The following is a 9,681-nucleotide window of genomic DNA, read 5'->3' as shown; positions in this document are numbered from 1 at the left end:
TCCTGATTTTGGTGCAACATTGGCTTTACGCCTATCGAATGCAACGCATACTGTAGACCCAAAACAAGGAGGCTCAATTCTCTGGACAAGAGCTAGAGATATTCTCGTCAAATTAAAATCTCATCTGGCGCTCATATAAGGTATTACACGTTACCATTCTGTAGCATTTGCCCTGTGTTAGCCCCAAAATATAGAGCCAAAGGTAATGGCTCTTAATTTTACAAACTATACAATTCGTCTTTTTAGCTGTTTTAAAAGACAAACCAGGCGGGATTCGCTTTTTGACAGAAGTTGGGTTTTGAAGTAGTACGCATAGCACCACCTCAACAATTTAGAAATAAAGTTCATCGGCGTTATCTGATGCAGCGACAGGTTATTGACGGCTGAGGCTACTGAAGTTTTAGCGGCTCAATGAGAACTATGAAGGTTCAATAACTTAATCACTTCACCCTATAATGGAGTAACACGACTCCGTTTTCATAAATATTGCTGTTGGCAAGTTCTAAAGCAGTTTGCCCTATTACTCCAGAAAAAAGTGGAATGCCTGAACCCATTAAAAATGGGTTGATTTTCAGGATTAACTGATCAATTAATTTGTGAGCAAAAAGCGTTGTGGCTAAATCCGCCCCACCACACAGCCAAATACCCTTAAGAGTTTCGCTCTTGAGACTCTTGACTAACTCAACAGCATTTTCCGAAACAAGTTCAACATTCTCATTTGGGCTTTGGAGCATAGTACGTGAAAAGACATACTGTTTCATGTGTGAGTAAGGATTGGTTATGCCATTCTTCAATCCTAGCTCGTAGGTCTTTCGTCCCATGAGAACAACATCAAACCACTTATTCCCAGCATGTATCCCCATTACCTCACGAAGCTGTGATGGAAAGGTTTCAGGAAAGTCGGCAGATAAATTGGCAAAATATTTACCATCTTGGGAAAAGCCGTTATGTGAACCGTCGATATGAGCAATATATCCGTCAACACTGCAAGCCACAAAATACGTTACTTCTGGCATATTGACATCCTTTCTAAAAAATTTCTAGCAACCTACTAAACAAAGTAATAAACTTGTACTTTACATTTTTACTCTCTGCTGGTCATTAGAAAACCATCTTTGCCAAACGAACTTGATTTTCACCACTGCCTCATCCCTTCTTTGAGTTTTGCTAATAAATAACTGCCAAGTTTTTACAGCTTAAGTATGCCCTATTCTTATCCGCACAGGTAGACAATTGAGAACTATTGCCTACCCCTCAAGTAGACTGCTGCTGGGGACAAGTCCACTAAGAATGGAAAGTTGAGTTTGATTTAGGTTTTAATATTTAAAATCAATGTCCCGTTTCTGCTAGACTGCTTGAGACAGTTGACTCAAAAGAATGAATTGATGAAAAGTATTTGTGTCTACTGCGGCTCTAATTTTGGTAATCGCAATAGCTATCTTGAAGCAGCACAAAGTCTAGGTGTCCAGATGGCAGAGCGCGGAATTACCCTTATTTATGGCGGAGGAAATGTTGGACTAATGGGTGCTGTAGCTGATTCTGTGCTAGCTGCTGGTGGAAAAGTTATTGGTGTAATGCCACAAGCCTTAGTTGATAAAGAGATTGCACACACTGGTTTAAGCGACCTTCGAGTTGTAGGATCAATGCACGAGCGGAAATCGCTCATGGCTTCGCTGGCTGATGCTTTTATTGCCCTACCAGGTGGGCTAGGAACATTAGAAGAATTTTGTGAAGTTGTCACCTGGACTCAACTTGGTTTTCATCATAAAGCTTGTGGACTGTTAAACATTGACGGGTTTTATAACAGATTGATTTCTTTCCTTAACCACGCAACACAAGAGCAGTTTATTCGCTCCCAACACAGAAGTATTGTTTTAGTAGGAGAAACTCCTGTGGAATTAATTGACAAGTTGAGTCAATTTGAAATTCCCAATGTACATAAGTGGATTGACCGGGATCAACAATAGTCTACTCATTATCAACATATTAGCCTGTCAATTGCACTTTTCAGTACCTTAAAAACAGTGATCGCAACAGGTTTAATTTCAAGTGGTAATTAAGATTCTGGATTAGCAATTGAGCCACTCTATTGTATAGAGTGGCTTTTTAATTAATTTAATTAATGCGATACTTAACTTACAAGCATATTAACGAGCGGTTTCAGACAGCTTTAGATTTGCCACAATCGTCTTTAAGTGAGGTTCAAACTGCTCCAAACTGCTAAGGTCTTTAAATGTATTAGTTTTTGCTGCTGGAGCGTAGCCTGTAGTAATAATGTATAAATTTCCATTAAATGCCATATAGCTCACGTACTTTTCGCGCACTTGCCCTGAAGAATCTATGCTCTTAAAGCCATACTTTAACCCTGGTAATTCTCCAATCTTAACTTCTTCTGGTTGTTGCACCTGAACTTTATAGCCTTTGCCATAAGCCGAAGCCCGATCTTTTGTAATCGTTTGGTAGTAAGAAGCAATTACAGCTTTCAATGCAGTTAGTACCTTAGCTTTATCGTTAGGATTGCTATAGGTGAATAGCCCCGGAACTATTCCAAGTTGTTCAAATTGGGTTAGCAAAATGGGATAGTCTGTATACGTTTTGCGTTGAAGTTCGACGCTTCCAAGGGCAAGTTTGTTGCCATAGACGCACAACTTGGGATTTTGCTCGTGGCAAGGGCTGACACTCCATCCCGCAGGAGAAGAGGTTTTTCCTAGAACCGACAGCCACGGATTACCCAATTCTGTTTGAGTGTCGTACAAAGGAGTACCATCACTCGCTATTACTATATAGCGATATTGATGGAACGCAGTTTTTAAGTAGGGCTTCAGTTGGCTAACACCATCAGCATTGCGAACTGTAACTTCAAAGTAGCCCCCTTCCGGCACCCAACCAATCCACCAGCCTTGGTCGTGTTTGTCATAGCCAACTGTTTCCCAAAACTTGAAGCGCGCTCTACGCTCATCTTCTGGATGTATACTCTGATTAACTTTGCGCCAAGTCGGTTGCCCCCAATTACGTAAAGCATCGCGTAACATCGGCAGTGGCATTGCTACTGGAGGGCGATTGAGATACCAACCATAGCGATCGCGTTCAGTTTTTAGGTAAGTACGGGTACAACCATCGTACTGCGCCGAAACTAGCCTGCCATCATAAGTGTAAACTTCGTAGGTTGAACCATCTAATTGTAAAGTACTAAGAACTTGCTGCTTTTCGGTTCCCGTTAAGCGATCGTATTCTGGAGTCAAGGTGATGCGACGGTTGGAGATCGCATCCAGCATCTTGTTTCCAAAGAATTGATTGGGATCATTTTTGAGTTGGTTTGCACGTTGTTGTACTTCAAGGTTCACTTGTTCTGGCTCCCGACCAAAACCTGGACAATTTGCTTGGGCTGGATGTGACCCAACCCCTACATAAGCGGCGAGTAAGACAACTGGGAATAAAGAGTGTAGTAAGCGCTTACGCATTTTAAGCTTCAACATAATTTTTAGTCATCTGTCTTAATCCTGACGAAAAAGATGCTTGTAATGTTTACAAAGACTTACAATTTCCACCAGAGATATACGAGCATATTTCCGAATATCACGAGCAAAAGGCTCTAAGCTAAAAACTGATGACTAACCAAAAAGTCGTGCTAGTAATAGGTGTATCATCTGGGTTTGGGGCAGTTCATTGCTCAAAAACTTGCTGCTGTAGGTTATTGTGTTTTTGGTACGAGCCGCAAAGAACATCCAGCTTCATCAGGCGTAGAAATGTTGAGGCTGGATGTTACGTCTGACTCTTCAGTGCAATTGTGTATCAATGGGTCGCTCGTGCGAACTAACCGCTTACTAGATTGTCTGATCCACATCTGACACCAGTTATATTACTAGTTGAACAATGTTGATTGAGTAATTGAATTACATCTTGCAGGCAGTGAGAATATGAATCAAGAAAAAGAACAAGCTTCTGAGCGATTTTATTCTTTCTTCTCCTCAATTAAACCTCGTCAAAATAGAAGCGCTCCTAATGAAGATAACTGGCAGTCTCATGTTTTACCTCACGGTGCAATTGAAGAACTAGCACCAAATTTTTGGCACGTAACTGGTACTTTGCCCAGTTCTGTTATAGTGCCACGCGAAATGGTGGTTTATAGATTCGCCGACTCCAGCTTACTAATTCACAGTGCCATCGCTTTAAATCAGCAAGGAATGGCAGAACTTGAATCTTTAGGTACACCTAAAATCCTGATTGTACCTAACCGCATCCACAGGCTTGATGCAGGTGTATATAAACAACGCTATCCCAAACTAGTAGTTGTTTGCCCCGCAACAGCAAAATCTTACGTTGAACAAGTGGTAGCCGTAGACGGAATTGCAGAAGAAGTTTTACCTGCTTACGGTATTATTTGCCACATACCTCATGGTATCCAAGAGCAAGAACTAGTTTATGAACTACCTCTTGCTACGGGAAAAGCACTGGTGTTTACTGACATTCTCTTTAATCTGAACAAGCAATATTTACAGCAACATTTACCTACGGGAGAGTTCTTACTTCAGTGGCTAGGAGCGAGTCTTATTGGGTCAAGTGGATTTTTCGGGATCACTGGCTTGGGTAGACGCTTTTTTCTCACAGATCGCCATGCCTATCGTCAGTGGTTAGAAGCATTAGCTGATGCCATCACTGATTTGCAGGTTATTTCTGTAGCTCATGGTAGTCCAATAGTTACTGATTGTAATTCTCGATTACGTGAGGCCGCCGCACGCTTACTTTAGAAATTTTGCTGTTATCTCAATTATCAGAATTTTCTACTGAGCGTTTATCTGTTTTTGTCCAAGTAATTTAGTAGTTGTTGCTTCTACTTATTCACAGGGGAGCAAAACGATCGCGTCCAATGTGAACTTCCCACTCCACAACTCTAGCAGAATCCGCCAGCATACCATCTCGCACACGAGGACTAATTAATTTTATAGCGTTGGCTGTGAGTCCGAAACATATCATATTGTCCTCCCGGATATACCAGAATGCTAGCCCCCATTTTAAAAGCTGCACTAGCCATCTTTGGATGTGCAACAATCGCTCCAACTCTCTAAGCTAATTGGGCTATATCGGGACTGACTTTCCAAGCATAAGGGTGCATTAAACCATACACTAAACGCTCTGTTCCAAATCTAGAAAACCAATCATACATCATCATTACTAAATCTGGAGAAGCCATTCCACCATTATGGGAACCAACCAGTAACACTTTTCCTTCTGTTGGTATGTGATGCCATCCATCAGTTTTTACTTGAAAATAGTAACGGTAAAACCATGATCATAAAGGCATTAGTAATTCAATCGAATCAACATCTCGCTGTGTTAAAGACCATTGAATTTTCTCTGATAGTTCTGATCTTAAGGAGTTGTCAGCGCTAATATAATTTTTATTTACCTGTTTTGATAATTCCATAAATAGTTCAGTTTGGGCATTCCTTGCAACTGCGATTATTTTTTTGAATTTACTAACCGTATTGAAACAGCACTCTTGTTTCGATAAAATCAACGCATCAGTAATGCAAAATGTGCTACTTTTTCCCGAGACTGCAACAAGTAAAAAATACAGGCACAATGGTTGCCCGGATTGTAATTATTTCCTGGGTCTTGGGATTACGCCCCTCGCTCTTAAAAGCAATCGCGCCGCTCGAATCACCCAAACTCATCAAGTAGTTAGCCATTATAGGCAAATACCAAAAATTCAGTGCCTTCATAGATGAACTCTACCATCTTGCACATACCCATCTTTTGATGTGCCTGAAGTGATGCTTTGTTGTTTGCCTTGATGAACAGTATTCCCTCCCGGTCTGGTAAAAAATCTTTCAAGTTAGCAAACATTTTCGCAGCAATACCTTGCCCACGCATAGTTTCATCAACACAGATGGGGCCATATAAGTAAGCATCTTTTGTACCAGCGTAGGCTTGTAACATCACCTTTATTATTGGTAAATTAGCAGTTGCCTTTGACCAACTGAGTAAGAATCCTATAACTTGCCCATCTTTGCGGGCTACAACGCTCGGCATTTTAGATATGGTCATCATCACTGCCTCTGGCTCAAGATGACCTAACAACATACCACCATGTTCTGGGTCATTGGCTTGGAACAACTTGACAATTCCAGCAACATCGCTGAGGCTGGCACGAGCAATCACGACATCATTGAGACACATACTTGATTGAAATAAGTTAGTTGGAGAAACCTCACAACCAAAGAATTTTCTTTAATTTTATAAGAATAACAGAGCAGAGTAGATCAGAGATTAATACTTGTCGGGTTTTGGGGAAAAGGGGAAGGGGAAAGGGGAAAGAAAAAACCTTTAACCTTTACCCTTTAACCTTTTCCCAAAACCAAATTCTGAGTTAAAAATCCAAAACCCGAGCAGTATTGGATCAGAGATGTTGGATTAAATAGCTTTTAACACTCATGTTTGCTTATAGCACTATTGCATCTGACAAAAAATTCTTTGAGTCAAAGTTGCATTTTTAAAGCGTAGGCATAGCTAGGCGTAGGCAGACGCTCTCTGCGAGACGCTAAAAGCGTAGCTTGCTTCTCTGAAAGAGTACGAATACTCGCTCTAAGAGTTGGCTTTACGCTACGTTATCACTTAGAACAAGTAATCCTTATGCTTTTTTGACTCGGCAGGCAAAACATTTAAATGCCTCCTGTCCTGAAAGATTGTCATAATATTGTTTATTTATCAAGATATTAACTGACTCATAGTAGGGAGTTCCCAACTCTTCTGCCATTTTCTGCCCAGGCCCGAACCAGCTAGGGACAAAAATAGTGTCTTCTCGAATTCCTGACCAAACCAATGCAGTGCCAATGATTGAGCCTCTGGGGCTTTCAACTATGATTTCATCACCATTTTTAATGCCTGCTTTTTTTGCTGCCTCTGGATGGATTTGTACTAGGCGAACACCATTCATTTGCTTGCCTGTATAAGTCCAGTGAGTTACAGAGTGGAAATGAACTACACTCGATCTACCAGTCATTCCCATCAGTGGATACTGCTTGTGTACTTCCCCAGAAGAGATTTTTTCGAATTTGACGTTTTGAGTTAGAGCCTGTGGATTTACAGGATTTTTTACCAACTCAGATGTATATTCAATGGTTGGATGCTTACCTGTTACCTCTGGATGGGTATAGAAGCTTGGTAGAGCAGAGTGTCCAGCCTCAGCTAGCCGACTTTGCAATTGTGGAGTATAAATTTCTACTTTCCCACTGGGAGTTAGAAATCGCTTACCAATATTATCAGGGTTAAGAGATGATGCGGCTTCATACCAAGATGCATGATCTAGGTAAAGTGTGCTGACACCAGGATGATCTACTGTTGGACAAGGCCAACGCAAGGGTTCTGTTCTTTGAGATAGTCTCTGTTGGGTCATACCTCCCATTCCTGGAGTATTCGTTAAAAAAGTTGCCCACAGATGACGATAGTCTTTCCAAGAATCAGGAAAGTTGTCCCTCCAGTATTCAGGCGGATTGCGTTTGTCTAATTTCGCTGTGGCGTGTGCTAAATCAATCCAAATATGCCAATCTGGTTTAGACTCACCTACGGGAGTAACCACTTGTTCTTGCCAACGGATTGCTCGATCATCCCGCCGCATATAAACGGTTTCCATTTCAAAACCACTGGTTACGGGCAAAATAATATCAGCATAGTAGGCTGATTCTTCCATAAACAACCCAGTGTATACATAAAATTCTAATTGGCGGTAAGCCTGTTGTACTTTAATTGTGTCTGAACAAGCCAACAGAGGATTCCCCTGAGTAACGATCGCTTTAAGTTGATAAGGTTCACCTGAAATGATCGATTCTGCAAAATAATCTGGCCCAACTGGTAGTGCAATATCTTTATTAGGTGTTTTACCAATAATCGCTGGCAACTTCAATTCCCCTGGCCAGGTATTGTGCATGAAATTGCAACCACCACCAGGAATACCAATATTGCCTGTAATCGCGGCTAGGAATGTCAAACAACGGTAAGTGTCAAAAGCCCCCAATTGATGAGAAATACCAGCGTTGCAGAAAATCGCAGCAGGCTTAGTTTTGGCATAAGCCTCAGCTATCGATCTAATTTTTGATGCTGGAACATCCGTCACTTTGGCTGCCCACTCTGGTGTGTAGTTGAAGCTTTTTAGGTGATTTTTCAGTTCGTCAAAACCTAATACCCATCGTTTTACAAAGCCAGTATCGTATAAATTGTTAGTCACGATGTGATAGAGCATTGCCAAAACCAAAGCCAAGTCAGTGTGTGGTTTCGGTGCAATCCACTCATCAGCTTGCGCTCCTGTAGGAGTCAAGCGCGGGTCGATAACTACTAATTTTGCTTTGGTCTGAACACGGCTTCTGAGAAGATAGGCAAAGGTTACAGGATGGGTTTCCGCTTGATTCGTACCTAAAAACAGAAAGAATTTGGCACTTCCTAAGTCTTCTTTTTTAGTCGCATCATCGATTCCGTAACCGTTTGTAAAATTACCCAAGCCAAATGTCCATGCCAAAGCATTGCCACCTGCATCGTTGCATACAGGCCCAACATCGGTATTATTAGGACTGCCCAGCATACTGAAATAGCGTCCGACCAGAGAACCTGTCCCCCGTGGGAGTCTGCCAGAGGTTTTGTTCGCGATCGCTCTGCCTTGACCTGCATCTCTGAGTGCCAAAAACTTGCTAGCTATAATTGAAAGTGCTTCATCCCAAGAAATTGGCTCAAATTTAGAATTGCTGTCACCTTTGTTTCCACCAACCCGCTTCATTGGGCTTTTCAAGCGAAAACGATTATAGACTAGCTGGGTCATCATTGGCCCCTTGATACAAAAGCCACCAGCCTGTACTGGGTCATTTGGTTCACCTAACACATCTATGATGCGTCCGTCTTTGAGATGAACTTTCAATCGGCATAGAGAATTGCAGAATTGACAAGCACTATCTACAATCTTATCTGGCTCTAGGGCAGCCGATTTCTGAATAAAATCAAATTCAGTACTTTGCAGAGGGATTGCCTGATCCTGTCCAGAACTTGCAGCATCTGCCACTTCTTTTTTTAGTAACTCTGCTGCACTTACAGCAGCTGTACTAATAGCCACCCCTCGGATAAAACCACGCCGTGAGGTCTTCTTCCTGCCTTTTGATGTCATGGAGATCCTCTCCTTACATATTGCGCTTATTACAGCATTTCACAAATGGGGGTGCAATTTAACTGCATTCTAAATAGATAGCTACATACTTGAACTACCTTGCCTCTTTTGACAACCAATTTACAGACAAGCCTAAGAAAAAAATCTTTCTGAATCCTTACAAAACAACTTAGCAAATGCCCAAGGGGGGCATTGTGTTTTTTGACAGAGAACGGCAAAGTTTTACTTAATAACTTAGCCTGGAAATTGACAAGCACAGATATTAATGATTGTCCTCAACGCAAAGAGTTTTCTTTGTTTTAAAATAACCTACGCCCTTGGACGGTTACATTTCATTCAGGCATACCCAAAGTTTTTAATGTTAAAAGTTTTACAATTTCTTTGTCAAAAATTTTCTGATTTAGCCGAAACCACTTGAGACTAAAGACTGATTTCTCAATTTATCGACACCAGTAATATTAGAAATCAGGTGTATTTTTCCTGGATATAAAATAACATATTTTTCAATTGTTACCATGTCCAATAGTGTTTTA

At 41.2% G+C, this 9,681-nt stretch carries 8 protein-coding genes and 1 pseudogene; 3 read left to right on the top strand and 6 right to left on the bottom strand.

Annotated elements, in window-relative coordinates; translation table 11 throughout:
• Nucleotides 1-440: 440 nt before the first annotated feature.
• Nucleotides 441-1,016, bottom strand: a complete 576-nt coding sequence (locus tag H6G96_RS39170; protein ID WP_190919870.1) for a dihydrofolate reductase family protein — start codon at nucleotides 1,014-1,016, stop codon at nucleotides 441-443.
• 369 nt (nucleotides 1,017-1,385) lie between these two features.
• Here H6G96_RS39170 and H6G96_RS39165 point away from each other — a divergent pair, with 369 nt between their 5' ends.
• Entirely contained in the window at nucleotides 1,386-1,967 is a 582-nt protein-coding gene (locus tag H6G96_RS39165) for a TIGR00730 family Rossman fold protein (protein ID WP_190919868.1), read from the top strand.
• A 180-nt stretch (nucleotides 1,968-2,147) separates the two neighbouring features.
• Here H6G96_RS39165 and H6G96_RS39160 read toward each other — a convergent pair whose 3' ends face one another.
• The gene (locus tag H6G96_RS39160; protein ID WP_190919866.1) at nucleotides 2,148-3,476 is read right to left on the bottom strand and encodes a hypothetical protein; all 1,329 of its coding nucleotides are present in this window, start codon (nucleotides 3,474-3,476) and stop codon (nucleotides 2,148-2,150) included.
• Nucleotides 3,477-3,638: 162 nt separating this feature from the next.
• Here H6G96_RS39160 and H6G96_RS39155 point away from each other — a divergent pair, with 162 nt between their 5' ends.
• Together H6G96_RS39155 and H6G96_RS39150 are read left to right on the top strand one after the other, a co-directional pair.
• Nucleotides 3,639-3,848, top strand: a complete 210-nt coding sequence (locus H6G96_RS39155; RefSeq protein WP_190919864.1) for a hypothetical protein — start codon at nucleotides 3,639-3,641, stop codon at nucleotides 3,846-3,848.
• A 69-nt stretch (nucleotides 3,849-3,917) separates the two neighbouring features.
• A complete protein-coding gene (locus H6G96_RS39150; protein ID WP_190919862.1) occupies nucleotides 3,918-4,748 on the top strand; it encodes a hypothetical protein in 831 nt (276 codons plus the stop codon).
• Nucleotides 4,749-4,839: 91 nt separating this feature from the next.
• Here H6G96_RS39150 and H6G96_RS42760 read toward each other — a convergent pair whose 3' ends face one another.
• The 4 genes and pseudogenes from H6G96_RS42760 to H6G96_RS39135 form a co-directional block, all read right to left on the bottom strand.
• A complete protein-coding gene (locus H6G96_RS42760; protein ID WP_277933104.1) occupies nucleotides 4,840-4,974 on the bottom strand; it encodes a hypothetical protein in 135 nt (44 codons plus the stop codon).
• A pseudogene (locus H6G96_RS39145) lies at nucleotides 4,934-5,392 on the bottom strand (glycerol acyltransferase); the annotation flags it as partial. The gene H6G96_RS42760 and the pseudogene H6G96_RS39145, both read right to left, overlap by 41 nt.
• A 290-nt stretch (nucleotides 5,393-5,682) precedes the next feature.
• The gene (locus H6G96_RS39140) at nucleotides 5,683-6,180 is read right to left on the bottom strand and encodes a GNAT family N-acetyltransferase (RefSeq protein ID WP_190919860.1); all 498 of its coding nucleotides are present in this window, start codon (nucleotides 6,178-6,180) and stop codon (nucleotides 5,683-5,685) included.
• Between the two features lie 451 nt (nucleotides 6,181-6,631).
• On the bottom strand, nucleotides 6,632-9,148 hold the full coding sequence (locus H6G96_RS39135) for a molybdopterin-dependent oxidoreductase (RefSeq protein ID WP_190919858.1): 2,517 nt from the start codon (nucleotides 9,146-9,148) through the stop codon (nucleotides 6,632-6,634).
• Between the last annotated feature and the right edge of the window lie 533 nt (nucleotides 9,149-9,681).

This window comes from Nostoc sp. FACHB-892, from assembly GCF_014698795.1.
In the GTDB taxonomy this organism is placed as follows: Bacteria; Cyanobacteriota; Cyanobacteriia; order Cyanobacteriales; family Nostocaceae; genus Nostoc.
The sequence above is the reverse complement of the archived record's forward strand: the minus strand, read 5'-3'. Positions and strand labels throughout refer to the sequence as shown.

What these genes read in the sequence shown, in the direction of transcription:
- H6G96_RS39150 (WP_190919862.1), top strand. Translation starts at nt 3,918, where the DNA reads ATGAATCAAGAAAAAGAACAAGCTTCTGAGCGATTTTATTCTTTCTTC.
- H6G96_RS39135 (WP_190919858.1), bottom strand. Translation starts at nt 9,148, where the DNA reads ATGACATCAAAAGGCAGGAAGAAGACCTCACGGCGTGGTTTTATCCGA.
- H6G96_RS39160 (WP_190919866.1), bottom strand. Translation starts at nt 3,476, where the DNA reads ATGTTGAAGCTTAAAATGCGTAAGCGCTTACTACACTCTTTATTCCCA.
- H6G96_RS39170 (WP_190919870.1), bottom strand. Translation starts at nt 1,016, where the DNA reads ATGCCAGAAGTAACGTATTTTGTGGCTTGCAGTGTTGACGGATATATT.
- H6G96_RS42760 (WP_277933104.1), bottom strand. Translation starts at nt 4,974, where the DNA reads ATGATATGTTTCGGACTCACAGCCAACGCTATAAAATTAATTAGTCCT.
- H6G96_RS39140 (WP_190919860.1), bottom strand. Translation starts at nt 6,180, where the DNA reads ATGTGTCTCAATGATGTCGTGATTGCTCGTGCCAGCCTCAGCGATGTT.
- H6G96_RS39165 (WP_190919868.1), top strand. Translation starts at nt 1,386, where the DNA reads ATGAAAAGTATTTGTGTCTACTGCGGCTCTAATTTTGGTAATCGCAAT.